Origin of the sequence: Corynebacterium gottingense, from assembly GCF_002285125.1 — a bacterium.
GTDB classification, from domain to species: Bacteria; Actinomycetota; Actinomycetes; order Mycobacteriales; family Mycobacteriaceae; genus Corynebacterium; species Corynebacterium gottingense.
This window is the reverse complement of the sequence record NZ_NSGN01000009.1, coordinates 121,729-148,176: the sequence shown is the minus strand read 5'-3', so window position 1 is coordinate 148,176 and position 26,448 is coordinate 121,729. Positions and strand designations below refer to the sequence as shown.

The following is a 26,448-nucleotide window of genomic DNA, read 5'->3' as shown; positions in this document are numbered from 1 at the left end:
ATGATAAGTCCAAGCCGGCCGGTCCGGTTGAGGAGCCGAAGGACTCCGATAACGACGGTCTGACCGACGATGAGGAGGACAAGCTCGGTACCGATCCGAACAAGGCCGACACCGATGAAGACGGCATCGATGATGGTGATGAGGTAAACGGTTCTAAGAACCCGTTCGATAAGGACGGTAAGAAGGTCGAGGACGGCAAGCCGGGTGCTCCGACTGACCCGACGAAGGCTGACACTGATGGTGATGGCACCAATGATGGTGACGAGGTCACCGGTGACAAGAACAACGGTGAGCCGACTGATCCGAACGATGATAAGTCCAAGCCGGCCGGTCCGGTTGAGGAGCCGAAGGACTCCGATAACGACGGTCTGACCGACGATGAGGAGGACAAGCTCGGTACCGATCCGAACAAGGCCGACACCGATGAAGACGGCATCGATGATGGTGATGAGGTAAACGGTTCTAAGAACCCGTTCGATAAGGACGGTAAGAAGGTCGAGGACGGCAAGCCGGGTGCTCCGACTGACCCGACGAAGGCTGACACTGATGGTGATGGCACCAATGATGGTGACGAGGTCACCGGTGACAAGAACAACGGTGAGCCGACTGATCCGAACGATGATAAGTCCAAGCCGGCTGAGAATCCGGAGGGTCCGGCCGATCCTTCTGATGAGCCGACTCCGCCGACTGTGACGCCGGAGATTGAGCTTCCGGACTGGGAGATTACGGCTGACGCGAAGGAGATCACTCCGGGTGGTTCCGTGACTGTTCCGAACACGGGTGGCGAGGTGCCGGATGGTACCACCGTTGAGGTCAAGGGGCCGGGCAAGGCTGAGATTGATGGCAAGGGCAACCTGGTCATTACTGCCAATGATGATGCGAAGCCGGGTGAGAAGATCACGGTGACCATCAAGGATAAGGATGGCAAGGTCATCGATACCGTCACTACGACGGTTGAGGCGAAGGGTGGCGTAACCGACCCGACTACCACGACGCCGGCCCCGCAGGCGCCGGCGATTGATAAGGGTAAGTGTGCGGCTTCTGCTGTGGGCTTTGGTCTGCCGCTGCTGGCGCTGATTCCGGTTGGTCTGGCAACGCAGATGTCCATCCCGGGTGTCTCCGAGTTCGTCGAGAACACCTCGAAGGAGATCGAGCGTGCGAATGCGCAGATCCAGCAGAACCTGGGTATGTTCAACCCGCAGACTGCGCAGGCACTGTCTCAGATGAATGAGCAGCTGCGTAAGGCAGGCTTCGACCTGGCCACTGTCGGTGCTGGTATCGCTGTGATTGCTGCTGGCATCATTGCCGGCACGATCATTTACGACAACTGTGCTCCTGGTGGTCTTGGTGGTAGCTCCGTCAAGCTGGATGGTTCCTCTAAGTAGCCATTCCGAACGCGGTTAACACCGCGTAAGCACCGCACCGGCGCAACGCCCCCACGAGTAGGGGTGTTGCGCCGGTGCTTTTGCGTCTGCAAGGGAGGGGGAGTGCTCGCAACCACACTCAAACGCGGGTAGCTCGGGGCCAACTAGTCTTACCTTTACCGGTACAATGGATCGCGTTTACTGGCATCTCGAACCAGGCCGTGAAACGCCTGGACACGAAAGGCGGAACCCATGGCTCAAGGCCACTCCCTGCTTCTTACCGCAGCCAACTGCACGCTGGAAGACGTCGACGTTGACGCGCTCGCGGCTCAGTTGAATGTGCGCCCCGCGCGCGTCGAGGGCGAGACCCTCGCCGAGGCGTACGCGCAGGAGCTGCTCGCGGACGGCGACGCGCTCATCCTGGGTAGCGGCGACTACACCTTCGACGCGGAGGTCGCCGCAGCGTACGGTGTGCCGGTCGTGCTGGTGACCCCGACTCCGGAGAAGACCGGGCACGTTGAGGGTGTGCTGGGCGAGAAGGGGGCGGTGCTCGCGGGCGTCGTGAAGCAAGGGGCCCTTGACGCGGACTCCCTGAAGGTGGACGCGGCGGCTGAGCCCGTGATGAGCGCCGAGGTGTTTGAGTCTTGGCTGATTGGTCGCGCGAAGGAGAAGCAGGCACACATCGTGCTGCCCGAGGGCGACGATGACCGCATCCTGCAGGCCGCGCACCAGCTGCTGGCCAAGGATGTGGCGAAGCTGACCATCCTGGGTGACCCGGCGGACATTGAGCGCCGCGCGAACGAGCAGGGGCTGGACCTGTCCAAGGCGCAGGTGATCAACCACCTCGAGTCCGAGCTGCGCGAGGAGTTCGCGGCTGATTTTGCGGAGCTGCGCAAGAAGAAGGGCATCACGCTCGAGCAGGCTCGGGAGACGATGGAGGACATCTCCTACTTCGCCACCATGATGGTGCACAAGGGCATGGCGGACGGCATGGTTTCCGGTGCCGCGCACACCACGGCGCACACCATTAAGCCCTCCTTCCAGATCATCAAGACCGCCCCGGGTGCATCCGTGGTCTCCTCCATCTTCCTGATGGTCATGCGTGGCCGCCTCTGGGCATTCGGCGATTGCGCGGTGAACCCGAACCCGACCGCGGAGCAGATCGGCGAGATCGCTGCGGTCTCCGCCAAGACTGCTTCGCAGTTTGGTATCGACCCGAAGGTCGCCCTGCTGTCCTACTCCACCGGCACCTCTGGCTCGGGCCCGGACGTGGACCGCGCCGTCGCCGCGCTCGAGGCTGCCAAGGCAGCGGACGCGGACCTGGTCGTGGACGGGCCGCTGCAGTTCGATGCAGCGTGCGACCCAGGCGTGGGCAAGAAGAAGGCTCCGGACTCCCCGGTGGCGGGCCAGGCCAACGTGTTTATCTTCCCCGACCTGGAGGCAGGCAACGCGGGCTACAAGATCGCGCAGCGCACCGGCGGCGCCCTGGCCGTCGGCCCCGTGCTGCAGGGCCTGAACAAGCCGGTCAACGACCTGTCCCGAGGCGCGACCGTGCCGGACATCGTCAACACCGTCGCAATCACCGCTATCCAGGCAGGAGCAAAGTAAATGGCATACGCACTGGTTATTAACTCTGGCTCGTCCTCCATCAAGTTCCAGGTCGTGGACCCGGAATCCAGCGCCTCGGACGACCCGTTCGTGTCCGGCCTGGTCGAGCAGATCGGCGAGCCGCAGGGCCGCATCACCATCAAGCACAACGGCCAGAAGTACGTGGTGCAGCGCGCCATCCCCAACCACAAGGTGGGTCTGGAAGAGAGCTTCGGCCTGCTGGAGAAGAAGGGCATCGGCCCGACCCAGATTGACATCCGGGCCGTCGGCCACCGTGTGGTCCACGGCGGCATGGTCTTCTCCCAGCCGGAGCTGATCGTGGACCAGGTCGTGGAGATGATCCGGGACCTCATCCCGCTCGCCCCGCTGCACAACCCCGCGAATATCGACGGCATCGAGGTCGCCCGCGAGCTGCTGCCGGACATCCCGCACGTGGCCGTGTTTGATACCGGCTTCTTCCGCAACCTGCCGCCGGCCGCCGCGCTCTACGCCATCAACGCGGAGATTGCGGAGAAGAACCAGATCCGCCGCTACGGCTTCCACGGCACCTCGCACGAGTTCGTCTCCGAGCAGGTTCCCGCCCTGATCGAGCGCGACCCGCTGCACACCCGCCAGATCGTCCTGCACCTGGGCAACGGCGCGTCCTGCTCCGCAGTGGAAAATGGCCACGCGATCGACACGTCGATGGGACTTACCCCGCTGGCCGGCCTGGTCATGGGCACTCGCTCCGGCGACATCGACCCGGGCATCATCTTCCACCTGGTCCGCCAGGGCAACATGAGCATCGACGAGATTGATAACCTGCTCAACCGGCAGTCCGGTGTGAAGGGCCTGTCCGGCGTGAATGACTTCCGCGAGCTGCGCACGATGATCGACGAGGAGAACGGCGACGCCTGGCTGGCGTACAACGTGTACATCCACCAGCTGCGCCGCTACATCGGCTCCTACATGATCGCCCTCGGCCGCGTCGACGCGATCACGTTCACCGCCGGCGTGGGCGAGAACGACCAGCACGTCCGCATGGACGCCCTGGACAACATGGAGATGTACGGCATCAAGGTCGACCCGGAGCGCAACGCGCAGCCTAACGACGGCCCGCGCATCATCTCTACCGACGACTCCAAGGTGAAGGTCCTGGTGGTCCCCACCAACGAGGAGCTGGCGATCGCGCAGAAGGCATCCGCGATTGCGAAGCAGATGGCGTAAATCGCCCCTCCACTGAAGCCGCGGCCCCGTGTTGGGTCGCGGCTTCTTGCATCGCAAAACCCTGCCGGTAAAGTAAAGGGCACTTAGGCTTTTCCTGGAACATCCATAACGTTTTCCAGGAAAGCGGTCGGTGCCCGCAGTGCGCGGGCAAACACAGGAGGAGCGGCCATGGGCACGCACAGCTCGTCACGTCGTCGGGGCGCCTCGCTCGCCGCGTGCGCATTCGGACTCACACTCGCGCTCTCGGGCGTCCAACCCATCGCCGCGCAGCACACACTCCCCGCCGCCCACGCCGCGCCCCGCACGACCGTGCACTGGGACACACTGCGTCCCGCATTCGGCGAGTCCGCCACCGCACCCGCCTCCGTGCGCGCACTCGGCCTGTTCGGCCGCGCGGCCGAGCCCACATCCTGGGCACTCAGCGAGGAGTTCGAGGTCCCCGAGGGCTGGAACATTGAGCTTGGCGACGCCGGCGCGATCACCGCCCAACCACCCACCCCATTCACCGAGGGCGCGACCGACGAGTTCGACGTCCCCGTCCAGGTGACGTTTGCGGACGGCACCTCCGGCGAATTTTCCGCACACGTGGAATTGGCCGACGAGCCCTACCTCATCGCCCCCGGCGACAAAACCTACTGGTCCGGCCGCCTCATCCTGCCCCTCTACCTGCGAGCGGTGAACGTGCCGCTCGGCTCCAAGCTGGAGCTCGACGGGCTTCCCGACGGGCTGTGGACCACCCTCCAGGCCCCCGGCCTCAAGCGCAGCCAGTACTTCTACGTCAACGGCCGCCCGGAGGGCACGGGCGAGTACCCGGTGACCCTGCGCGTGGTCGACCGCGACGGCGAGCCGGTGGAGAACGCCGCCGGCCCACTGGAAACCGAATTCACCATCACCTTCCGCGACCCGGCCGACCTGGAGCCGATTGAAGCTGAGTTGGCCGATGCACCGGCCGAACCGGTTGCCGCGGGCGATCCCATCCGCATCCCCGTCTCCACCGACAACGCCGCATCCGTCGAAGTCACAGGCCTGCCTGACGGCGTGGAGTTCAACGGCGAGGACAGCGTCATCGAGGGCACCCCGGAGGAGCCGGGCACCTCGAGCGTGACCGTCGACCTGATCACTGAAGAAGGCGAGCGGCTCGTCGACACCTTCGACCTGGTCGTGGAGGGGGAGACGAGTGCGGAAAGTTCCGCACAGGCGGAAACTTCTGCAACTTCTGCGTCGGAGTCTGCGGAGCCGAGCGCCAAAAATTCCGCACAGGCGGAAGAATCTGCGGAACCCAGCGCGACGACTACTGGGGTGACGACTGCGGAAAGTTCCGCACAGGCGGAAACTTCTGCGCCGGAGTCTGCGGAGCCGAGCGCCAAAAATTCCGCACAGGCGGAAGAATCTGCGGAACCCAGCGCGACGACTACTGGGGTGACGAGTGCGGAAAGTTCCGCACAGGCGGAAACTTCTGCGCCGGAGTCTGCGGAACCGACTACCAAGAATTCCGCACAGGCGGAAACTTCTGCGCTGGAGTCCGCGGAGCCGACCGCCAAGAATTCCGCACAGGCGGAAGAATCTGCGGAGCCTAGCGCGATGACTGCTGGGGTGACGAATGCCAAAACTTCCGCACAGGCGGAAACTTCTGCGCTGGAATCTGCGGAACCGACCGCCAAAACTTCCGCACAGGCGGAAAAACCAACCGCACCCGTCGACCCCGCGGGCCCGGAGGAGATCGACCAGTTCGAGTGGGACGAGTTCACCGTCGCGGCCGGCGCGGAAAACGCGGTCGACCCGGTGCGCAGCGAGCGCTCCGCCGTGGTCACCGCGGAGGCAGGCGCGCCGGACTGGGTGACCGTCTTCCGGGGCGGCCAGGTGTACGCGAGCCCGTCGCGCGACGTTGCGCCCGGCGAGTACCCGGTGCGGGTGCGCACGAGCAACGGGGAGACGGACACCATCCACGTCCGGGTTGTGGAGGCGGCGAACGACGCCGAGCGCTACACGCCCACCTACGCCGTTGCCTACGCCCGCGCCGGTGGCAGTGTGCAGTCGCTGCCGCCGCGAGCCACCTTCACGGTCCGCTCCTCCGAATTTGATAACCAGCCGTTGCCGGAGGGGACGAGGTTTGAGGTTGAGGGGGATGGGGTGAGCGTCGATAGGCATGGTGCAATTACGTACGCTCCGCCGCTGGACGCGCAGGTGGGAAAGGCGAAGCTGGTGCCCGTGAAATTGGTGTACCCCGACGGGTCGAGCGAGGGGACCGTGGCGCGCTTCGAGGTGCTCAAGGCGCGAGACGCGGAGCTGTACACCCCTGCCTACCAGGTGGAACGTGAGGCAGGCGCGGGGGAGACCGCCACCGTGGCGCAGACCGCGCGGGACCTGCCGGCGGAAACGGAGTTCAGCCTGGACCCCGCCGCGAACCTGCACGGGTGGGACGTTCGCGTGGACGCGCGGACCGGCCGCGTCGAGGCCACCGCTCCCGAGACACCGGCTGACCTGGACGTAAACGTGCACGTGTCGTACGCGGACGGGTCGGAGGAGACCGTGCCCGTGCACGTCGCGGCGCGGCGCACCGCCTCGATGGCGCAGGCCACGGAGCTGCGTTACGACGACGCCTACGCGGCCGCCGACGGCACCATCACCATCGCCCCGCGCGGCACCCTGCCCGAGGGCGTGGCTTTCGCCGCCGCGGGCGCGACGCCGGTGCAGCTTGACGTGGAGCCGTCGACAGGCGTGATCACCGCGAAACTGCCTGATGACGCCCCCGCGGACACCTCGTACACCTTGGGCGTGCGCGCGGCGTTCCCGGACGGATCCGCAACCCAGCTGAGCGCGACCGTGACCACGGACTCGCAGGCGCGCCACGCCGACGTGCGGTGGCCGTCCGTCGCGGTCCCGGTCGGCGCTGATGCCGCGACCGCCCAGGTCACAGGCGCGCCGGCGGGCACCACCTTCGCGCTCGCCGCCGAGTACTCGGGCTCGCCGTGGCCCAGCAGCGTCGACCCCACCACTGGCGCGCTCACCGTCGCCGCCCCGGAGGGCGCGAACGCGGGCGACGGCGCCGAGGTCCCGGTCGTGGTGACGTTCCCGGATGGCTCGCAGCGTCTCGTGGCGGTCCGCGCGACCGCTGTCGATGCGATGGCGGGCGCGCAGCCCACCGAGTACGGCGCCGCGGAGGTCCGCCCCGGCGACTCCGTGACGGTCAACCCCGCGTTCAAAGCAGCACAGTTCTCCCTGGTTGAGAAGGTCGAGGGGCTCTCCACGCGTATCGACGCCACGTCAGGCGCCCTCACCGCCACCGCCACCACCGACGCGACCCCGGGCCCGCGCCGCGTCCCGGTGCGCGTGACCTTCGCCGACTCCACGCAGGCCACGGCTTACGCCACCGTCACGGTGCTTCCGGCGGACGTGACGGCGCAGGCGCAGGGCGAGGGCGAGGGTGCTTCCGCGGTTGGGAAGCTCGTCGCGCTCGCGCTGGGTATCCTCGCCAGCACGGGTGCTGTCGGGTTCGGCCTGTACGAGAACCGCGAGTTCTTCCGCACCTTCCTGGCCTTCCCGCCCCGGTAGACCGCCGCTCCGCCTTCCGCACAGAAAGGGGAACCGATGCGCCTCAGGCCCGCCCGCGCCACCGTCGCTGCGCTGACCGCCATCGCGCTCGCATGCGCCGGCGCCCCCGGCCCGGCCGCCGCGGACATCACGCAGAGCCGGTTTGCCGTCCAGCTCACCACGGGCGCGCCGAGCGGGTTCCACACCGTGGACGTGAACAAGGGCCGCGTGTCCTGGCTTACCTTCAACCACCCCAACCAAACGGTGCACGTGCTGCAGGACGCGCTGTCTATCGACGCCACCGCCGCCGGCACCCAGGTCTCGTACGCCGGCGACGACACCGAGGTCACCGAAGGTACCGGTGGCACGGGTGACGCTGCCGAGACCGTCACGCTTACCCACCGCGACGACCGCGCCCAGGTGGAGATGGCGCGCACCTTCCGCGTCTCGGCGGACTCGGTGGAGGTGGACGTGCAGCTGCGTAACCTGGCGCAGGATCCGCGCGAGCTGAGCGTGGACTTGGCCCACGGCACCCTGGACAGCGACTTCGCCGTCACCGCCGACCGCGAGGGCGACGCGCTGGACCTGCACATCGGCGAGGCCTACCAGCTGCGCCTGGACCTGGCGGGGGCGCAGCGCATCGGCACCGGCGCCGACCGTGATGCCGCGCTCGCGGCCCTCGCCGGCTCGGACGAACCGGGCTCGGACGGACCGGGCACGGACGCCCGCTACCAGGCCGGCCGCTTCGCCGGCACCGTCGCCCCCGGCGAGTCGCTGCACGCCAGCGCCACGCTCACCGGCACCGCGGACGACCGCCTCAACGACACGGACGGCGACGGCTTCCCCGACGCCTTCGAGGCGCAGGGCTTCACAACCGCCGACGGCACGGAGTTCCCCCTCAACGCGTGGGGCCTGGACCCCAACCGGCCCGACCTGCTCCTCCAGCTCAACTGGATGAAGTCCGAGTGGGAGACGCTCGGCTGCGCCACCCGCCGCAGCTACGCGCCCACCCCGGCCGACTTCGCCGCCTTCACCGCCTGCTCGCGCGCGAACACGAACACCTACCGGCCTTCGCGAGCCACCCTGAACCAGCTCGTCGAGGTGTTTGACCGCCAGGGCATTCATTTGCTTATCGACGCCGGCGCCTACTACACCAACATCCCCGCCTACACCGACTTTCACGGTGGCCCCACTGAGGACTACGCGGAGTACTACTTCGGAGGGGCGTCGACAAGCATGCCCTACGCGGCGAAACTCCTGGCCGAACGCGACCGGCTGCTGGGGGACCGCGCGGGCGTGTTCCGAGTCGGCGTGATCGGCGGGCAGCAGGCGCCCGGCGACCTCTCCTCCGGGACCGGGCTGGTGCGCGACGGCGCGTTCTTCGTGTCCAAAAACGAGCTGATGACGTCGCAGGAGCAGCTGCGCAACAGCATCCTGCACGAATACGGCCATAACCTGGGGCTCACGCACTCGGGCGCGTACAACGTGGCGCACCCGGATTCGGACTACGTGCCCAACTACAGGTCCGTGATGAACTACCTCTACCAGTTCGCCTACTTCGACTACTCGGACACCGAGGCGCGCCCCGACGCCGCCGTGCCGCTGCCGCGCGCCTGCACCGACGGTTCCGTGACCTGCTACGACGGCGACTACGACATTGCGCCGGACTGGGACCACATCGAGCTGGTCAACGGGCGCATCGGCACCACGCAGGGCACCGCCGGCACGAGCACGGCGGGCGGGGAAGAGACGTCGCACCGCGCCGACGTGACCGTACGCGACCTGGAGAAGCACGCCGCCGAGCACAACAACGGCAAGGCCGGCTTCCGCGTGCTCAACGACCCGGACGCGCCCAACGTCATCGTGGCCAACCGCAGCGACTCCACCGTGCGCGTCGAGCTGTCCAACCTGGGCAGCGCGCCGCACCGCTTCCGCGTCCAGGCTTCCTACCCGGGCGGCGAGTGGTCCGACACCGTGCAGGTCGCCTCCGCCCTGTCGAGCGACTCCAAGCGCACCGTCACCGTCCCCATCGCCCAGACCGCCGGCTACCGCGACGCCACCATGCCCATCCAGTTCCGCGTCTACAGCGAGGACGGCCGCCTCGTCGCCGACGAGACCCAGGACTTTTCCGTGCTCACCTACACGAAGGCGCAAATGCAGTCGCTTATCGACGAACTCCAGCGCACCCGGTCCCCACTGCTCGCCGACGCGCAAGCCGCGCTCCTCGGGCCCGGTTCGGGCTCGGGCTCGGGCGCGTCGACCGCGACGCCCGTGCCGACGCGCCCCAACTCCGCCCTGCCCACCCCGACCCGCGCGCCGGGCGTCACCGACCTGGCGCCGGCGTCGCCGGCGTCGCCTGTTGAGCCGGCTCCGGCGGCTACTGCTTCGCCTGCGGGCGGTTCGAGCTCGACCGGCATCGCGATCGCCGTGGTCCTTGCGCTGCTCGCGGCGCTGGGGATTGGCGCGGGCGTCGCGGCGCAGGCCGGGCTGCTGTAGCGGTCGGCTGTAGCGCCTACCCCGCCTTGCGCCGCCGCCAGTCCACGCCCGCTTGGGGCCGGGACGAGGTGGCGGGGGTGAGTGGGGCGTCGAGAAGCGACGAATGCTCCTTGAGCTCCAGGATCTGCTGCACGACGCCTGCCTCATCGCGCAGCAGCTCGCGCGGAGTCACGCGCACGACGTCGTAGTGCTGCAGCCGGAGCCAGTTCTCGCGCTCGAGCTGCTCGAGCGCCGCGACCTGGCCGTTCGCCGCGAACTTTGCGTCGCCGTCGACCTCGATGATCAGCTGTCCCCACAGCAGGTCCGGCCGCACGAACTGCCCAATCCACATTTGCTCCGCCACCTCGATCCCGCGCTCGCGCAGCACGACCCGCAGCAGCGACTCGTACGGCGACTGCGACTTCCTCGAGCACCAGGCCAGGGCCTTGCGCGCGTGGGCGATGCCTTGCTTACCGACGAGCCTGTCCACCACCTCCTCCAACTCCGCCAACACCCGGTGGTGGTCCTTGCGTTCCACCTGGTAGAAGAGGGAATCCATCGCCACCACCCCGTGCCGAACCCCGTGGAACCGCGCGATGTCCACCACCGTCCGCGCGGCCGTGGTGACCTGGACGGTGTCGCGCTCCAAGGTGAAGGCGTAGCGGTCCGCCTCCGGGATGCGCAGGCGCCGATACTGCACCCCTTTCGGCCACGACGCCTTCCCCGGCACCGCCTGCTCCGGGTAGGACAACGTGACAGGCGCGTGCCGGTCGGGCAGGACCCAGATGCCGCTCACCACGGCGGCTGAGCGCCCCACCAGCACGGCCGTCTGCGCCGCCGCGCCAACCGCGTACGTTCGGAGAAACTCCTGCTCGTGGGGCTTGAGCTGCTGCCACACCGATGTGGCGATGAACTTGGTTGCGGACAGCTTCGTGCAGGCGAGCTCGTCTGCACTTCCAGGCCGGATGAGATGGCCGATGAGCGCACGTTTATCCATTGGTGTTCCCCCGATCTGTTGGCGCGATCCCCCCGATCGCCACTAGCTGCCAATGTAGCAGCCGCCGACTGGCGTGGTGTGGAAACGTGCGGGCTGCGGCCTAGATGACGAAATCACGATGACGAGGATGCGACGAAACTCTCGTACCCTCGTCACCCTGATCTCGTCAAGTAGCAAGGAAGAGGGGGCACCCGGCGCCCGCACCCGGCCCGCCTAGAACCAGGTCGCGGGCCGGACCTTGTTGGCCATGTCCACCAGGGCGAACCGGTGCCTGGCGTAGGGGGCGACGCGGGCCTGTTCCCGCAGCGTGATGGCCAGGCCGCGGCGGAGTCCGCGGAGGCTGAATGCGTACTCGAAGAGCGGCATCGTGGAGTCGGCGCGGCGCAGGTTGTTGGCGCGGAGGTAGGTCAGCGCGGCGCGGAGGACAAACACCTTGATCTGCAGGAAGCGCGGCTCGGTGTTGGGGATCTGGTCCAGGCGGCGGGCGGCGCGGCGGATGCGGGACTCGGTCAGGTCGCGGGAGACGAGGCAGAGGATGGCGGTGAGCTGGGCCATCCGGTTGTGGCGCGACGAGTTGGGCACCTTGTCCAGGGCGGCGACGGCGAGTTCGACCTCGCCCTCGTTCATGAGTTGGCGGGCCAGGCCGAAGGCGGAGGACACCGTGGTCGGGTTGGTCACCCAGACCAGGGCATAGAGGCGCATGGAGTGGAAGCGCAGCATGGCGGGGTCGTTGGTGATCAGGCCCCACTCCCGGTCCAGGAGGCCGCGGTCGTGGAGGTCCTCGAAGAAGGATTGGTCCACGTCGTCGAGTTTGGAGCGGAGGCCGGCGGAGGCGCGCGCAAGGGCGTCGTTAAGCAATGGCTCCTCGTGGAGGCCGAGGTGTTGGAGCATGAGCTCGTTGACGGCGGCGATGGCGAGCTTGGGGGCGGCCTCGCCGGGGAGGAAGGCGAGGACGCGGGCGAAGTCGCGCTGGGCTGCGGCGTAGTCGCCGAGCAGGGTGTTGACCACGCCGAAGTACCAGTAGAAACGCCAGTTGCCGGCGAGGCGGGAGCTCATGCTGGCCAGCCACGTCTGGGCCTGCTGGGTCAGGCCGAGGTCCAGCATGGAGCGGACGACGCCGAACGGGATTTCCAGCGACTGCTGGTACTGGTCCGTCTGCATCGCCTGGCGCAGCGTTTCCAGGGTTTCCTGCGGCTCGGTGTAGGAGGAGCCCTGGAGCATGCCGGCGCCGACGTCGTCGCGGTTGATCAGCGGGGTCGGCAGCGCGGAGACGACTTCCTGGGGCGTGATTTCGACGGTGCGGGTAATGCCGTCGATGAGCTGGTCGGTGCGGAAAACCAGGTGCTTCGTGCCGAAGGTGGTACGTTGCGGCGAGAACTGGGATTGCTGGGCGGGGAAGGTGCGGCCGTCGCGAATTGCCAGGATCTCGCGCAGCACGCCGAGCAACTGCGCCTGCAGCTCTTGGACGGAGCTGTAGCGTTTCGCCGGCTCGGGTTCGCAGCAGCGCATGATCACGCGGTAGAGCGAGATGTAGCGGCGGAACAGCGGCTCCTCGGTGGGGGTGGCGATGTGGCGCTTGTACACGCCGTCGACCTGCGGCAACTCCACGACCAGCGCGGCGAGCGTGCGCCCGATGGTGTAGATGTCGGAGTGGATGGACGGCCCCTCCGAGGCCACCTCGGGCGCCTGGAAGCCGCGCGTGCCGTAGATGAAGCCGTAGGCGCCGATGCCGGAGACCGCGCCCAGGTCGATGAGCTTGACCTGGTCCTCCGTGACGATGATGTTGTCCGGCTTCAGGTCGTTGTACACCACGCCGCGCGAGTGCAGGTACCCCAGCGCCGGCAGCACCTCGAGCATGTAGCCGATCGCCACGTCGGGCGGCAGCTTGTGGTCGGGCTGCTCGTTGCAGCGCGCGCGGAGTGACGGTCCGCCCACGTACTCCATCACGATGAAACCGCTGGTCACGCGGGGGTCGTCGATGAAGTTGAAGATCTTCACAATCCCCGGGTGCGTGATGTCCGCCAGGAACTCGCGTTCGGCCTCGGCGGCCGCCGCCTCATCAGCGCTTTTCGACGAGTGCAGCCCCTTCAACACGACCACCCGCTCCGCCACGTTGTGGTCCTGGGCCAGGTAGATCCAGCCCATGCCGCCGTGGGCAATCACGCCCATGATCTCGTACTGGCCGGCGACGATGTCGCCCGGGTGCAGGGCCGGGGCGGGGATGCCCTTCTCCACCTCCGCGGTGCGCGGGTCTTTGAGCGCCTTCTGCGGTTCGGTCGGCTCGACCCAGGGCAGCTTCACCATGCCGTCAGCGACGGTGCGGTCGTCGCGCCGGGTGCCGCGCAGCTCGCGGAATGTGTCCAGCGCCAGCTTGCGCGAGCGCGACGAGGTCTCCTCCTTCACCGATCCTTTGCGCAGGTCGTCGAGGTCTTTGAGCAGGCCGGCCATCTCGCCGAGCCCGGAGAAGTCTGCCTCGTCTTCGTCCTCGTCATCGTCGGCGAACGGGTCGAACGCCACGGCCTCGGTGCCGGGGTCGGTGTCGTCGGCGAATGGGTCGAAGGCGACGGCTTCGGTCGCAGGGCCGGCGTCGGTCGGCGGGGCGTCCTCGGGGTCGCGTTTGGGGGTCGGGTCGCTCACTGCTCCTCCTCTTCGCGGTACATCAGGGGCGGCGGGGTGGGCTCGGCCAGCGAGCCGCCGAGCCAGGTGCGGTGCATTGTGGACCAGGTGCCGTTGGCGCGGATGCGCTCGATAGTGTGGTTCACGGCCCGGACCAGGTCGTCGTGGCCCTTCTGCACGCCGACGGCGTAGAGCTGCCGGGCCAGCGACTCCGAGACGATCTCGGCGTGGGGGTCCTGAGCGGCCATGCCGGCGAGGATGGCATCGTCGGCAAGCACTGCATCCGCCTGGAACTGCTGGGTGGCCATGAGGCAGTCCGACCACGAGCGGGTGCGCAGGACCTCGGACTCCGGGGCGACGGTGCGCGCGAGGTTGAGCAGGTTGGTGCCGTCGACAATGCAGACGCGCATGCCCGCGAGGTCGTCCAGGCTCTCGATGCCGCGGTCGCGAGGGGCGAGCAGGCGCACGTACGAGATCATGTACGGGGTGGAGAAGGAAACCTTTTGCGTGCGTTCCTTGGTGAGGGACATGGTGCGGATCACCACGTCCACCGCACCGGACTGCAGCATCTTCGAGCGCGAGGCGGACTCCACGAAGCGGAAGTCGACTTTCTCCGGGTCGCCGAGGATGTCGGCCGCGATCTCGCGGGCGAGGTCGACCTCGAAGCCTCGCAAGTCGCCCGCCGACGTATCGCGGTAGGACAGCAGGTACTGCGATTGGTCAATGCCCACGATGAGGCGGTCGCGGTTGCGGATCTGCTCCAGCGAGCCGCCGATGCCGTCCTCCTCGTCGTGGGGACGCAGCGAGCCCGGCCAGTCGAAGTCCGCGGTGGCGAACTCGCCCTCCGGCGCGATACCAGGCGGGTCCAGGATGGCGCCCGGCGGCAGCGGGAGGCCCTCGTACGTGGGCTCCGGGTCGCTCGGCGGGGTCGGGGAGGGCTTGGGCGCGGGGGCGCAAGCGGACAGGGCGAGCGCGGCGGCGGTGGCGGCGGCGGTGACGCGGCGGGAAGTGCTCACAGGAATTCTCCGATCCTGCGGCGGATACCAATCCAGATGCACACCACCGCGAGCAGCGACAGGAGCGCGACCGCGCCCGAGACCAGACGGGTCGCGTCGAGGGAGGCGGTGATGTACTCGCGGGTGGACACGCGCGACAGCGTGATCAGGTCCTGCAGATCCGCGTCCAGGTCGCGGTACGCCGACGCGCCGACGTCGCCGGCCTTCTCGGCCCCCGGCTCCGTGCCGGTGAGGAGAACCACGGCCTCCTGGTACTGGCCGGCGTCGATAGCGGCGAGGAGGGCGTCGTGGTTGGAGGACCACTCGTTGAGGGACTCGTGGGCGGAGGCGATCGTCTCCTCGGCCGCGACCTGGCCGTCCTGTGCTTCCACGCCCCGCGCGTTGCGCAGCGCGGGCGTATCGCGCGCGTCCAGCGCGTTCTCTGCGGCGCCGAGCGCGTCCTCCACCCGCTGGTACGTCGAGTCAAAGGAGCGCGAGGACTGTGCCACGGACTGCCGCCGCAGCAGCGCGAACGTTTCGTCGGTGCGGGCCTCTTGGGCGTCGATACGCGCGGCCGTCAGCTGCTCCCACGGCTCTGCCGCCCGCGCGAAACCGACCACGCCCGCCTGCCACAGCTGCAGGTTGGACACGACCACCCACAGGATCGCCACCACCATGGACGCGGTAGCGACGAGGAAGCCGCGGTTGAGGCGGCGCCGGAACGTGCGCCACAGCCACCACTGCGCCAGGAGCAGGAAGAACAGGGCGGCGAGGAGCCCCGACAACGGCACGAGCTGGGGCGCGGACAGCCGGGCCATCTCGCGGGCGACCTGGCGTTGTGTGAGTTTGTAGAGGCGGTCGGCGTCGCTGAGCATGTGCTCGCGCATGATGCCGGAAGCCTCGGACATGTACGCGACGCCCACAGGGTTGCCCATCCGCTGGTTCACCAGGGCGCGCTCCATGAGCGCGGAGTAGATGGGGATCTGACGCTGGATGGAGGTGACCAAGCGCTCGATCTCCGCGCCGTCCTGCCCGTTTTCCGTCTCCACCGAGCCGCGGAAGACGTCGTTGGAGGCGGAGACCGCGCGGTCCAGCGAGCCCAGGTACAGGTCCATTTCCTCCTGCGTGAGCATGCCCGGCTGAACAAAGCCGGTGGTGGCGACGGTGTCTGCCTGCGACAGCGAGGTGAACAGCAGGTGCGCCGAGTTACTCATCGGCTCCGTGGCCGTGACCAGGGTGTCCAGCGAGTCCTGCCGCTTGGACATGGAGCTACTCATCGCCGCGCCCGCCGCCAGCAGGGCGAGCGTGAGCACCAGCATCATCGCGATGAGCTTGCCGGGCGTGGTGGCGAGGAAGCTCGCGCCGCGCCGGGCCATGCGCGCCGGGCCCGTGGCGTAGTCGCGCACGATCGCTCCGAACGTGCGGCGGGTGGGGACGCGCTCGAGCTCGTCCAGCCACGCGTCATCAGACGTCGGCGCGGCCCCCTCCTGGGCCGTGCCGGGCAGCTGCACGTTGTGGCTCATTCCCCAAGAATAACGTGTCTGTCTACAGTGGGGGCATGCTTGGCGACGGAAACGGATGGGTCATCGGACCCCACGGTGAAAAGTACTGGGGCAAATTCGGGGCGGCTGGCCTCTTCCTACAGGCAGGCGACGCAATCCTGATGCAGCACCGCGCCGCATGGACCGCGCAGGGCGACACGTGGGGCATCCCCGGCGGCGCGCGCGATTCGCACGAAACCGCCAGCGAGGCCGCGCTGCGCGAAACGGTGGAGGAGTGCGGCATCGACCCGGACCGCGTGCGCCCGCTCGAGGAAGTGATCACGTTTGAGGTCCCCGGCTGGGCGTACACCACCGTCATCGCGCGCACCGACGACGGCACCCAGCTGCCGGTCACGGCGAACGAGGAGAGCGAGGAGCTGCGCTGGGTTCCGCTGGGCGCGCTCCGCGAGCTGCCCCTCCACCCGGGGTTCGCTGCCGCGCTGGATCACCTTATCGGGCATACTGAACCGCATGATTAAAGTACAGGGACTGACCAAGCATTACGGTCCGGTCCGGGCCGTCGATGACCTCACCTTCACCGTCAAACCTGGCGTGGTCACCGGCTTTCTCGGCCCAAACGGATCGGGCAAGTCGACGACGATGCGGATGATCCTCGGCCTGGACACGCCCACCGCGGGCAGTGCGCTTATCGACGACACGTTGTACCAGCACCTCCCCAACCCCACCCACCGCGTGGGCGCTTTGCTGGACGCGAAGGGCATCCACCCGAACCGCTCGGCGCGCAACGCGCTGCTCTGGCAGGCGCAGGCGGCGGGGCTGTCGAAGCAGCGCGTCGACGAGGTCCTCGGACTGGTCGGCCTGACCGACGTGGCGGACAAGAAGGTCCGCGGCTTCTCGCTCGGCATGGGCCAGCGCCTGGGCATCGCGGCCGCACTGCTGGGCGACCCCGAATACCTCATCCTTGACGAGCCGGTCAACGGCCTCGACCCCGAAGGCATCCGCTGGGTCCGCAGCCTGCTGCGCCGGCTTGCCGACGAGGGGCGCACCATCCTCGTGTCCTCACACATCCTGTCCGAAATGGCGCAAACCGCCGACAACCTGGTGGTCATCGGCCGCGGCCGGTTGGTGGCGGACACGTCGGTGAACGAGTTCATCGCGTCTAACTCGAACGTCACCACCGTCGTGCGCACCGCCACCGTCGCGGACATGAAGGGCCTGAGCGCCGCGATCGGCCAGGCCGGTGCGCGGGTGGAGCGTGGCGTCGATAGTGCGCAGCGCGAAGTGCTGGAAATCCCCGACCTGACCAGCGACGAGGTAGGCCGCATCGCCCACGAGGCGGGCGTGCAGCTGGCGGAGCTGACGCAGCGCCACGCCTCGCTGGAGGACGCGTACATGCACTCGACCATGGACAAGGCCCAATACGTCGCACCGGAGGGAAACCGTGCTTAATCTGATCAACGCCGAATGGACCAAGCTGCGCACCACCGCGTCGTTCTACGCGTGCGTGATCGTGGCGCTCGTGCTCTCGCTGCTCAACGCCGCGCTCACCGGCTGGATCTACAACACGATGTCGTTCCCGAAGCCATTGACGACGGCAGCCGTCATCACCGTCGTACTCTCCATGTACACGCTGGTGCAGACCTCAATGATGGTGACCACGGAATACCGGTTCGGCATGGCCGCCACCAACTTCCGGGTCGCGCCGAAGCGCTGGCAGCTCGCCCTGGCCAAGCTGATTCTTGGCGCGGTGCTCGTCGCCGTGGTGTCGCTGGTGAGCCTCGTCCTGGGCTTCACGGTGGCGGACCTGGTGGACAACAACCCGGTCGGCTGGGCCAGCAACTCGTTCGTGCACCGGGCGCTGTGGGCGGTCCCGCTTGGCGAGGCACTCCTCGCCGTCCTCGTCCAAGGCGTCGGCTGGCTGCTCCGCAACACTGCGGTCACGGTCTGCGCCGGGCTGCTCATGATGCTGCTTGTGGAGCGAGTCCTGCCCGTCATCCCCAAAATCGGCGAGCACGTCGACCGGTTCCTGCCGTTCAAGGACCTCAACGCGTTCATGCTCAACCAGAAGGCGCCGAACGACGACCCGCTCGTCTCCCTCGGCATCTTCGTCGTCTGGGCACTCGTCGCGTGGGCGGCCGGCGTGGTGCTGCTGCACAAGCGCGACGCGTAAAAGTTTGGTTTGTGTGCCCCTGGGCAGCCGGTAGCGGCTGGTCGGGGGCTTTTTGGTGGGGTCTTGCGGGGGGCGTGAGAGATTTCTGCGCTGCGTGGTTGGGGCGTGGCGTTGCCCCAGGTCGGGGTGGTTTAGATAGGCAATCTATAGGCAATTTTGCGCATTCTCGTCATCCTGGGGCGTGAGTTGCTGCAGCTGAGGTGGCGATTCGGGGGTCGAGTGAGAGATTTCCCGGGCCCGGGGGCATGGGAGCGGCGCTTTCCCAGGTCGCGACGAATTGGGTAGGCGGCGAACCGGAAATTTTACGCATTCTCGTCATCGAGCGCCCCGCCTACTGCAGCGCGGAGGTCAGCTTCATCACGTTGTCCACGTAGCGGCGGTACCAAGGCCGGCGGTTCCATCGCTCCGGGGTGAGTTCGCTGGAGACGGACAGGTAGGTGTCGGCAAGGCGGTGCAGGTCGCGGAGGAGGGTGCCCTCGGCGACGAAGAGGCTGGACTCGTAGTTGAGGGAGAAGGAGCGGATGTCCATGTTGGAGGAACCAACGATGGCCACCGGCCGCCCACCCCCAGAACCAGAACCAACCCCTGACCCAACCCCCGGATCCGCCAGCGCGAATTTGGTGTGCAAGACATAAGGGGCGGGGAACTCCCAGATGTGCACGCCGGCGTCGAGAAGCTGCTCGTAGTAGGAGGATTGGGCGTGGTTGACCATGAACTGGTCGGCCTTTTCGCCGACGAGGAGGTCGACGCGGATGCCTCGATAGCAGGCGGTGGTCACCGCTTCTAGGAGGGATTCGTCGGGGACGAAGTAGGGGGAGCAGAGGATGAGGCGCTCGCTGGCGTGGTGGATGAGGGAGTTGAAGCTGCGCAGGTTGGGCTCGGTCTGGTAGCCGGGGCCGGAGGGCAGCAGCTGGACCAGGTTGACGTCCTCGCCGTGGGGGCTGGGGAGGGCCGCGGCGGTGTGGAGGTCGATGAGCTCGCCGGATTCGGTGTACCAGTCGACGGCGAAGAGCGACTCCATGGAGGTGACGATGGGGCCCTCGAGCTCGATGAAGGTGTCCACCCACTGGCGTCCGGCGCGGCGGTGGTTGGGCATGAGGTAGCCGCGGTCGATGAGGTTGAGGGAGCCGATGAAGCCGACGCGGCCATCGATGACCACGAGCTTGCGGTGGTTGCGCAGGTCGGGGCGCCGGAAGCGGCCGCGCAGCAGGTTGAGGGGCAGCATGAGGTGCCAGTCGATGCCGGCGTCGGTGAGCCGGCGCTTCAGGGCCCGGAAGTGCGGGTACTTCATGGAGCCGATGTGGTCGAACAGGAGGCGGACGTGGACGCCGCGCTGCACGGCCCGCTCCATCGCCTCGAAGACGGGGCCGGTGGTCTGGTCCCACGCCACGGCGTAGATTTCGACGTCGACGTAGGAGGTGGCGGCGTCGATAAGCGTTGCAAGGCGGCGCATGACTAATTCGTAGTCGGTCCAGGTGTGGCGGACGCGGCTGTATTCGGCGGGAAAGCCGGTGAGCTCGCGGTTGAGCCGGATCATCGACTCCACGTCGGGGGCCAGGCGAGCGTCGACGGGGTGGTCGGGCGTGCGCGTGTAGATGTCGTTGAGCGCGGCGGTGGCGCGCTGCTGGATGCGGTGGCGGCGGCGCGAGACCAGGGTCGATCCCATCAGCAGGTAGAGGGGCAGGCCGACGATGGGCAGCAGAAGGATGAGCAGCAGCCACGCGTTTGCGGACGCCGGGCGCCGGTTCTCCGGCACGATGCCGATCATGACGAACTTGATCGCGTAGTCAATGGTCATGGCAACGAGCTGCCAGACCGAGAGGTCGAACGAGAACGTCATCGCACTTGGTCGATGTCCAGGCCGTGGGTGTCGTAATCCACGATCACGGGTGCGTGGTCGGAGGCGCCGGTGCCGCGGCGCTCGTCCACGTCCACCCAGGCGCGGGTCGCCTTCGCCGCGAGCGGCTCGGTGGCCAGCTGGAAGTCAATGAGCATCCCCTCGTTGCGCGGGAAGCGGCCGGACTTGTAGTCCCAGAAGGAGTAGAGGTCGTCGTGCGTGATCTGGGTCAGCCCCGTCTCCTCCAGCATCTGGAACGCGGCGCGCTCCGGCTCCGTGACGTGCGTTTTGCCGTCGAACCAGTCGATGTCCCACACGTTTTCGTCGCGGGGCGCGATGTTGAAGTCGCCGGTGAGTACCTGCAGGTCGCCGGGCCGCACCGTGTCCTGCAGCGAGTAGAGGAACTGCAGCTTGTAGTCGTAGTGCGGGTCGCCGATCTCGCGACCGTTCGGCACGTACAGGCTCCACACCTCGACGCCGCCGCAGTCCGCGCCGACGGCCCGCGCCTCCAGCTCCGGCTCGCCCTTCTTGGCAAAGCGGGGCTGCCGCTCGAAGTGGTCGCGCACGTGCTCGAGCCCGACCCGCGAGGCGATCGCCACCCCGTTCCACTGGTTGTGCCCCACGTGCGCGACCTCGTAGCCCGCCGCCTGAAACGTGGAGTATGGGAACTTGGCGTCCGCCGTCTTCGTCTCCTGCATGGTCAGCACGTCCACGTCCTGCCGCTCGAGGAATGCGGCGATGCGATCGGCGCGCGTCCGCACCGAGTTGACGTTCCAAGTGGCAATTCGCATGCCCACCACCTTAGCGTTTTCGGGGCAGTGCTTATCGACGCCACGTCACCCCTACCCGACTCACCCCAACAACCGGGCGTACCGGTGCCGGTGGTGTTCCAGGAACCCCAGCTTGTGGTACATCGCCAGCGCAGCCGTGTTGCTCACGCGGGCCTGCAGGTAGGCGCGCTCGGCGCCCTGTTGCGCGCCCCACGCGAGCAGCTGCCGGGTGAGCTGGGTGCCCAGGCCCTGGCGGCGGCAGTCCTCGGCGACCTCCACGGCGGAGTAGCCGAGCCAGGTGCGCCCGTCGTCGGACTCCGTAAGCGTCGCGCGGGTGACGGCGACGGTCCGCCCGCCCCGCTCGAGCCGGGCGAAGGCGATGCGGCCCTCGATGTGCGACGCCAGGTCGAGCACCGCGTCCTCCGGCAGCGCGGCGCCCCGGAAGTGGTACATGGCGAGCCAGTCGGCGTCGGGCGTGTCGTCGACGCGGAAGTCGGCGCCCGCGGGTTCGCCGGGGTTGTCCTCGCACGGCGCCGTCATGACCAGGATTTCCTGGCCAAGCTCCCACAGGTCAGAGTGGCCCTCGATGAGGCGCAGCGCCGGTTTGCCGATGCGCTCCGGCACCAGCAGCTGCACCGGCATGTCGCGCTCGGCGTAGAACTCGCGGAGCGCGTCGAGCGGGACCGGCTGCAGGGAGGCGGAGTGACCGATGGGGGCGGCGGAGTTGGATCGCTCGGCGATTTCGGCACCGGAGCGGGCGAGCCAGCCGCTGATAAGCTGCTGCTCCTGGCCCGGAAAGGCGCGCGCAGTGGCGGTTTCGATCGCGCGGATGTCGGAGTTGCGGACGGTGCGCGGCGACAGCTTCTTGATGATGTGGAGGTCCCGAATCTCCACCGCGTCCTTGAACGACGGGAAGCCGCCGACCTCCTGCGGGCGGATGACCAGCGGGCTGAGGCTGAGGACGTGGCCGATGACGTCGCTGGCCATCTCGCCGCGGCGCTGGCGCACGACCACGCGGTCGCCGACGGCCACCTCGTCGGAGCGGAAGATGCGCGACATTACGCCGGACGGCGCACGAGGAACACGCCACCTGCCGTGAGCAGCAGCGCCAGCACGATCAGGTTGAGCATCGGCGTGCCGGTCTCGGCGAGGTCGCCCTCGCGCTCGTCCTCCTCGGTGGTGGTGGAGGAGGAGCGGGTGCTGCTGGTCGTGCGCGTGGTGGTCGACGACTTGGTGGACGAGCTCGCCGATGTCGTGCGGTTGTGCAGGATCGCGGTCGCCGAGGTGCTCTCGGATGTGCTGCTGGAGGAGCTCGTCGTGCTGGATGCGGTCCCCGTGGTCGTCTCCGCCGGCGAGCTGGTGGACGATGAGGTTTCGGTGGTGCTGGTGGTGCTCGACTCGCTGGAGGTGGAGGACGAGGTCGTCTCGTCGTCCTCTTCGTCGCCGTCCGCGAGCACGTTCGCGCGGTACCGCACGTTGGGCTCCTCGGTCGCAGCGGTCGTTTCGGTCGCTTCCGGCTCACTGCTCGCGCTTGTCGACGCTTCCGTCGACCCCGCCACCGTCGTCGGCTCCTCCGCGCGCTTCACCTCGGTGGTGGCGTGGGTGGACTCCGGCGCGCAGTCGAAAGCGATGCGCTTGTCGCCCTGCTCGGAGCGCTCGACCGCGTCCATGGCGGTCGTGCCGAGCAGGCCGCCCAGGCCGGTGTCGCCGGCGACGAGGCCGGGGAGGCAGACCGCTTCGTCGTCGCCGAGCACCTCGGTGCGCAGCTCGCGGACCGTCTGGCGGTCCTCTTTGATAGCGTCCGCCGCCTCGGTGAAGGCTTCTTTGTCTTCCTTGCTCAGGGGCGTGCCGGACTCCTCGGCTTCCTGCTCCGCGTCCTCGCGCAGCTCGCGCAGGTCGTCCGAGGCGTCGATGAGGTCGGTGCGCCACTCCTTGAGGGTGGCGCGGTAGGCGTCCTGGGCCTCGACCAGCGCCTCGTCGTCGCCCGATTCCTCGGCGGCGTCGATGTCCTCCTGCTGCGCCTCGAGGGTTTCGGAGTGGGAATTGTGGGACGCGGTGACGTCGATAAGCAACTGCTCCAGCGGCTCCTCGGCCGATGCGAACGGCGCTGCGGCGAGCACAATCGTGCCTGCGGCGATGGCGGCGGTGGTACGCATAAATTCCTTCCCTCGTGGGCTAGTGGCCGAACGGGTCCTCGTCGGTGCCCGGCAGCCAAGTGTTGCCCGGCTCGGTCCAACCATTGGCCTTGATCGCGCGCTTGGCCTCGCGCTTGTAGCGGCCGGTCAGTACATCGGTGTACACCTTACCGTCAAGGTGGCCCACCTCGTGCTGCAAACAGCGAGCGAAGAAACCGGTGCCCTCGATTGCAATCTCGTTGCCGTGCTCGTCCAGTCCCGTGACCTTGGCCCAGTCCGCGCGGCCGGTGGGGAAGCCCTCGCCGGGGACGGAGAGGCAGCCCTCGTCGTCCTCGCCGTCGTCGCGCGGCATGGTCTTGGGGATCTCGCTGGTCTCTAGCACCGGGTTGATCACGGTGCCGCGGCGCATCTCGTCTCCATCCGGGCAGTGGTACACAAACAGGCGCAGGTCAACGCCCACCTGGTTCGCGGCCAGGCCGACGCCGTGCGCGGCGTCCATCGTCTCGTGCATGTCGGCGATGAGTTCCTGCAGCTCCTCCACGGGCTGCTCCACCTTGCGGGTCGGGTTGTGCAGGACAGGGTCGCCGTAAATCACGATGGGTCGAATCGTCATGCCTACTATATTAAGCATGCTCTCGACGCTTTCCGATTCCGACCGCGAACTCCTTGACTTCGAAGCCCACGCGCCCCGCAGCCTGGGCGCGAAGGAGGAAGCGATCCGGCGGGAGCTCGGGCTGAATCCCACCCGGTACTACCAGCGGTTGAACCTGCTGTTGGAGTCGCCCGAGGCACTCGCGTACGCGCCGCAGCTGGTCCGGCGGCTGCGAGCGGTGCGAGAGGCGCGCGAGATTGGGTAGCGTTTGCGCTTAACGACGATCAGCGTTCGGCGTGTCACACGCGCACCTCTACCTCAAGTATGGCTTGAGGGTTTAGAGTGGCGCATGTGAATACTGTGAACCCTGGTGATGGACATCGCGGACGAGACGAGTTCCCGCGCGAACGTGACGACTACCGTGGCGCCCACCGGCGCGCCGACGAGCCGGAAGAATACGGTGACGGCTACGCCGACGACAGGTACGTAGACGACCGCTACGCCGACGACAGGTACTACGACACAGCGTACGAGGATGCGGAGTACGTAGAGGCGGAGCCGGTCGAGGCCGAGCTGGTTGATGAGGAAGAGGAGCGCCGCGGGGCGCTTGGCGGATCCACCGTGGCCACGGCCGGCGCTGCGGGTGCAGCTGGTTCGCGCGACGCAGCCGCCGCTGGTTCGCGCGACGCCGGCGCTGACTCGCGCGACGCCGCGGCAGCGGGGCTCCCGAAGCGCGGCCTCGGCATGATCCTGCTTGCAGTCGGCGTGCTGCTCGCGCTGTGGGCCGTGTTTGCGCTGAATAAGGGCGACGACTCCCCGAGCAACACCGCTGAAGAGACCCAGAGCAGCCAGGCAAGCGACGCCGCGCAGCCCAACGGCGCGGGCGAGAACGGTGCCAACAACGGCGCGGCCGCACCGGCGCCGGGCCAGGAAAACGCGGGCCAGGACGGCGACGCGCAGAACCCGGACACCAACAACTCGGATGCGCAGAACCCGGACACCAACAACCCGGACTCCAACGCGAATGGCGATGCCGGCGAGGCCGCCCCCGCTGCGCCCGCCGCTCCCGCTAACAACCCGGCCACCCCGGGCCTGACGGCGCAGGACGCGCAGGTCTACGTCTTTAACAACTCGGGCGTGCCGGAGCTGGCCAACAAGACGGCCGGCGAGCTGGGCGGCCAGTACCACGTGGCCAACCAGTCGCAGGACCCGGCGGCGATGAATATGCCGGAGCAGACGTTCGGCGTGTTCCCGGAGACGTACGTGTTCTACAACCCGCAGGTGGCGGGGGCCGACCAGGTGGCGGCCGATGTGGCGCAGCGCGTCGGCGGCACGCCGCGTGCGAACAACGACCTGCCGGACGGGGAGACCCAGCTGCCGTCGGAGGCCATCCAGAACCGCAACGCGATTACGGTCGTGCTCGCGGGGCGGTAACGGGGGCGTCGATAAGCAATTGCCCTGAAACAAATTGACGAAGTTTCGGGGCACCCCGACTTACACTTGACCACATGGATCCTTATCGCGATTTTGCTCGATCCGCGGAGCCCACGCTGGGCGTGGAGTGGGAGATCTGCGTCGTCGACCCCGAGACGCGCGACCTCGTTCCGCAAGCCGAAAAGGTCATTGAGCAGGTGGAACGCGAGCACCCGGGGACCCGGCTGGAGCGCGAGTTCCTGCAAAACACCATCGAGCTGGTCACCCCGATCTGCCGCAATACTCGCGAGGCGATGGGTGCGCTCAGCGCCGACCTGGGCAAGATCCGCAGCGCCGCGGAGCAGCATGGCCTCCGGTTGTGGGCGAGCGGTGGCCACCCCTTCTCGGACTTCCACGAGCAGCCGCTCAGCCCCAAGCTGACGTACCAGGAGATCATTAACCGCACGCAGTATTGGGGGCAGCAAATGCTGCTGTGGGGCGTGCACTGCCACGTAGGCATCAGCCACGAGGACCGCGTGTGGCCCATCATCAACGCGATCATGACGCACTACCCGCACCTGCTGGTCATCTCCGCGTCGAGCCCGGGGTGGGACGGCATTGATACCGGCTACGCCTCAAACCGCACCATGCTCTACCAGCAGCTTCCCACCGCGGGCATGCCGTACCAGTTCCGCGACTGGGACGAGTGGGTCAGCTTCATGCGTGACCAGCAGACCTCCGGCGTGATCAGCCATACCGGCAGCATGCACTTCGACGTCCGCCCGGCCGCCAAGTGGGGCACGATCGAGGTGCGCATTAGCGACGCCCCCTCGAACCTCCGCGAACTCGCCGGAATCGTCGCCCTCACGCACTGCCTCGTGGTGTACTACGACCGGAAGCTGTCCGCAGGCGAAGCGCTGCCGACGCTGCAGCCCTGGCACGTTGCCGAAAACAAGTGGCGCGGCGCCCGCTACGGCATGGAGGCGCTCGTGATTACCAGCCGCGACACCGACGAGCGCTGGGTAAAGGATGAGCTGCGCGACATGCTCGTGGAGCTCACGCCCATCGCGGAGGAGCTGGACTGTGTGGAGGAGCTGGAGCTCGTGCGCGAGATCTTGCGCGACGGGGCGGCCTACCAACGGCAGCGGAAAATCTACGAGGCGACCGGGGACTGGAAGCGCGTGGTGGACGCGACCTGCGACGAGATGCAGGAGATGCAGCCGCCCCGGTAGCCCAA

General features: G+C 67.8%; 19 protein-coding genes and 1 pseudogene. 11 read left to right on the top strand and 9 right to left on the bottom strand.

The window, feature by feature from the left end:
• From CKJ82_RS11860 to CKJ82_RS09670, 5 genes and pseudogenes are all read left to right on the top strand, one after another.
• Positions 1–1,385, top strand: a pseudogene (locus CKJ82_RS11860) (hypothetical protein); the annotation flags it as partial.
• Positions 1,386–1,616: 231 nt separating this feature from the next.
• A complete protein-coding gene (gene pta, locus CKJ82_RS09685; protein WP_095537960.1) occupies positions 1,617–2,972 on the top strand; it encodes a phosphate acetyltransferase in 1,356 nt (451 codons plus the stop codon).
• Positions 2,973–4,178 carry an acetate kinase gene (locus tag CKJ82_RS09680; protein WP_095275634.1) on the top strand — a complete coding sequence of 402 codons (1,206 nt, stop codon included), beginning with the start codon at positions 2,973–2,975 and terminating at the stop codon, positions 4,176–4,178. It begins immediately after the preceding gene.
• 168 nt (positions 4,179–4,346) lie between these two features.
• A complete protein-coding gene (locus CKJ82_RS09675; RefSeq protein ID WP_095537959.1) occupies positions 4,347–7,730 on the top strand; it encodes a Rib/alpha-like domain-containing protein in 3,384 nt (1,127 codons plus the stop codon).
• A 36-nt stretch (positions 7,731–7,766) separates the two neighbouring features.
• Positions 7,767–10,205 (top strand): zinc metalloprotease, encoded by a 2,439-nt coding sequence (locus CKJ82_RS09670; RefSeq protein WP_095537958.1) that lies wholly within the window; start codon positions 7,767–7,769, stop codon positions 10,203–10,205.
• Between the two features lie 16 nt (positions 10,206–10,221).
• On the opposite strand, the gene CKJ82_RS09665 is transcribed toward CKJ82_RS09670, so the two are convergent.
• The 4 genes from CKJ82_RS09665 to CKJ82_RS09650 all read right to left on the bottom strand — a co-directional run bounded on the left by CKJ82_RS09665 (position 10,222) and on the right by CKJ82_RS09650 (position 16,315).
• Complete coding sequence (locus CKJ82_RS09665) at positions 10,222–11,181, bottom strand: endonuclease domain-containing protein (RefSeq protein WP_095537957.1); 960 nt, start codon at positions 11,179–11,181, stop codon at positions 10,222–10,224.
• A 213-nt stretch (positions 11,182–11,394) separates the two neighbouring features.
• Positions 11,395–13,818: a serine/threonine protein kinase gene (locus CKJ82_RS09660; RefSeq protein WP_240510750.1), complete on the bottom strand. Its 2,424-nt coding sequence runs from the start codon at positions 13,816–13,818 to the stop codon at positions 11,395–11,397.
• Complete coding sequence (locus CKJ82_RS09655) at positions 13,815–14,813, bottom strand: glutamate ABC transporter substrate-binding protein (RefSeq protein WP_095537956.1); 999 nt, start codon at positions 14,811–14,813, stop codon at positions 13,815–13,817. The genes CKJ82_RS09660 and CKJ82_RS09655 overlap by 4 nt, the downstream gene beginning before the upstream one ends.
• Positions 14,810–16,315: a GlnX family signal transduction membrane protein gene (locus CKJ82_RS09650; RefSeq protein ID WP_095537955.1), complete on the bottom strand. Its 1,506-nt coding sequence runs from the start codon at positions 16,313–16,315 to the stop codon at positions 14,810–14,812. The genes CKJ82_RS09655 and CKJ82_RS09650 overlap by 4 nt, the downstream gene beginning before the upstream one ends.
• Before the next feature lie 35 nt (positions 16,316–16,350).
• On the opposite strand from CKJ82_RS09650, the gene CKJ82_RS09645 reads away from it, so the two are divergent.
• Genes CKJ82_RS09645 through CKJ82_RS09635 form a run of 3 tightly spaced genes read left to right on the top strand, consistent with a single transcriptional unit; the run spans position 16,351 to position 18,464 of the window.
• Entirely contained in the window at positions 16,351–16,812 is a 462-nt protein-coding gene (locus CKJ82_RS09645) for an NUDIX domain-containing protein (protein WP_095537954.1), read from the top strand.
• Positions 16,805–17,743, top strand: a complete 939-nt coding sequence (locus CKJ82_RS09640) for an ABC transporter ATP-binding protein (RefSeq protein WP_095537953.1) — start codon at positions 16,805–16,807, stop codon at positions 17,741–17,743. The genes CKJ82_RS09645 and CKJ82_RS09640 overlap by 8 nt, the downstream gene beginning before the upstream one ends.
• Positions 17,736–18,464, top strand: a complete 729-nt coding sequence (locus CKJ82_RS09635; RefSeq protein ID WP_095537952.1) for an ABC transporter permease — start codon at positions 17,736–17,738, stop codon at positions 18,462–18,464. Before CKJ82_RS09640 ends, CKJ82_RS09635 begins: the two co-directional genes overlap by 8 nt.
• A 331-nt stretch (positions 18,465–18,795) precedes the next feature.
• On the opposite strand, the gene cls is transcribed toward CKJ82_RS09635, so the two are convergent.
• Genes cls through CKJ82_RS09610 form a run of 5 tightly spaced genes read right to left on the bottom strand, consistent with a single transcriptional unit; the run spans position 18,796 to position 23,819 of the window.
• Positions 18,796–20,304, bottom strand: a complete 1,509-nt coding sequence (gene cls / locus CKJ82_RS09630; protein ID WP_095537951.1) for a cardiolipin synthase — start codon at positions 20,302–20,304, stop codon at positions 18,796–18,798.
• The gene (locus tag CKJ82_RS09625) at positions 20,301–21,092 is read right to left on the bottom strand and encodes an exodeoxyribonuclease III (RefSeq protein WP_095537950.1); all 792 of its coding nucleotides are present in this window, start codon (positions 21,090–21,092) and stop codon (positions 20,301–20,303) included. Before CKJ82_RS09625 ends, cls begins: the two co-directional genes overlap by 4 nt.
• A 60-nt stretch (positions 21,093–21,152) precedes the next feature.
• Positions 21,153–22,130 (bottom strand): N-acetylglutamate synthase, CG3035 family, encoded by a 978-nt coding sequence (locus tag CKJ82_RS09620; protein ID WP_095537949.1) that lies wholly within the window; start codon positions 22,128–22,130, stop codon positions 21,153–21,155.
• A complete protein-coding gene (locus CKJ82_RS09615; protein ID WP_095537948.1) occupies positions 22,130–23,227 on the bottom strand; it encodes a hypothetical protein in 1,098 nt (365 codons plus the stop codon). Before CKJ82_RS09615 ends, CKJ82_RS09620 begins: the two co-directional genes overlap by 1 nt.
• A 19-nt stretch (positions 23,228–23,246) precedes the next feature.
• A complete protein-coding gene (locus CKJ82_RS09610) occupies positions 23,247–23,819 on the bottom strand; it encodes a peptide deformylase (RefSeq protein ID WP_207758789.1) in 573 nt (190 codons plus the stop codon).
• A 16-nt stretch (positions 23,820–23,835) separates the two neighbouring features.
• Between CKJ82_RS09610 and CKJ82_RS09605 the strand changes: the two genes are divergently transcribed.
• The 3 genes from CKJ82_RS09605 (at position 23,836) to CKJ82_RS09595 (ending at position 26,443) form a co-directional block, all read left to right on the top strand.
• Positions 23,836–24,063: a DUF3263 domain-containing protein gene (locus CKJ82_RS09605; protein ID WP_233125623.1), complete on the top strand. Its 228-nt coding sequence runs from the start codon at positions 23,836–23,838 to the stop codon at positions 24,061–24,063.
• 86 nt (positions 24,064–24,149) lie between these two features.
• Positions 24,150–25,232, top strand: coding sequence for a LytR C-terminal domain-containing protein (locus CKJ82_RS09600; protein ID WP_133064063.1), 1,083 nt, complete (start codon positions 24,150–24,152; stop codon positions 25,230–25,232).
• Positions 25,233–25,306: 74 nt separating this feature from the next.
• Positions 25,307–26,443 (top strand): glutamate--cysteine ligase, encoded by a 1,137-nt coding sequence (locus tag CKJ82_RS09595; protein ID WP_095537946.1) that lies wholly within the window; start codon positions 25,307–25,309, stop codon positions 26,441–26,443.
• Positions 26,444–26,448 lie beyond the last annotated feature (5 nt).